Consider the following 1,270-nt stretch of genomic DNA (forward strand, 5'->3'; position numbering starts at 1 on the left):
ATATTCTCATGTTTTTAGTCCATAATTTTACCAATTGGTCTATTTACCTAAAATTTGACCGTACAGAGCGTTTTATATTGCAGATGTTGATTCTATCATAAAATCTTTAAATCGCTTTGTACGGTACCTTTTTGTCGATTTAAACACATACCTAATCGTAAAATGATCAGCACTTTTCACTAGTTTGCTGTTTTAAGCCGCTTTAGAATTGCTACTGTCATGACACTCTTCACTAGGCTTGCCTATTCTCATGAATGAAATGCGCTTGCCTCCTAAGGCTAGGTTACGCGTATTTTCAACTGCTATAAAAACCTTCTCAGCAACACCATAAAGCCTGCTTTCTAAATCGCGACAATACTGCACCAGATCAGCGCATGAGGGGACAAATGTTGTGGACATGCCTTTTGCCTCACCACGTATAAGATTTTTAACGGCTTGCAATAAAGACCAGAGTGAAATGCCGTTAAGAGCAGCGATATAAGCCTTTGCACGCGCTTCTGCATTAGAAACTTTTTGCATTGTCAAACCACCTTCAAGCACATCAAGAGCTTCTGCTATGTCTTCAACAGATGCTTTCAAGGTAAGTAAGTTTTGAACAGTCTGATAAGCTTCTAAAGCTTGTTTCTCTAGGGTTTTTGTCAATTGACTGCCATTGATCAAGGTCCATGGGAATTCCAGAGTTACACATCGCTCTATCTGTTGCACGGTATCTTGTAGAGGCGTCACTAAGCTGTGTTGCACCGATAAGATTACGGATTGTCTCTCCGGTACCACCGCGAGTTCTTTGATCTTTTGAAAAGTTTCCATTGTTTCCACCATTGTTGTTCGTGTTTTTCGTTTTTTCTAAACCCTCGATAGCCCTGCGTACCCAGTTACGCCATGTTGCTTGCCAATCGATTTTGGTTGCATTTGCTCCGGCTTTTGAACGCCAGTAATCTCGAAACTTTGCGATTTCGACTTTGACGCGCTCTGGAGGCAAGCCCTCTGCAATGGCAAAATCGTAATCGGGTTCAAAATCCGCAGGCAATCGACAACCGCGATTAGCTTTCGCTCGTTTTGCTTTTTTGGGAACGTTCTCTTGTTCGTGAATGGGATGTTGGTTGTCTACACCCGTTGTGATTTGTTCTGATGTGGTCTCAACAGCAGCAACCTCTGTTGGCTCGTCAACCAAATCGTTTGTTTCTAAACTTTCAGAACCAATTTCTTTTTTTGCTAAAACGTTAGTTTTAGTTTTTTTATATATATTCTTATTCTGGTTCTTTATAGCTTG

At 40.9% G+C, this 1,270-nt stretch carries 1 protein-coding gene and 1 pseudogene; both read right to left on the reverse strand.

Annotated elements, in window-relative coordinates; translation table 11 throughout:
* Positions 1–192: 192 nt before the first annotated feature.
* Complete coding sequence (locus ACFIKN_RS03955; RefSeq protein WP_375657944.1) at positions 193–579, reverse strand: hypothetical protein; 387 nt, start codon at positions 577–579, stop codon at positions 193–195.
* Positions 563–1,270, reverse strand: a pseudogene (locus ACFIKN_RS03960) (hypothetical protein); the annotation flags it as partial. The pseudogene ACFIKN_RS03960 and the gene ACFIKN_RS03955, both read right to left, overlap by 17 nt.

Origin of the sequence: Bartonella sp. CL436QHHD, from assembly GCF_042195105.1 — a bacterium.
In the GTDB taxonomy this organism is placed as follows: Bacteria; Pseudomonadota; Alphaproteobacteria; order Rhizobiales; family Rhizobiaceae; genus Bartonella.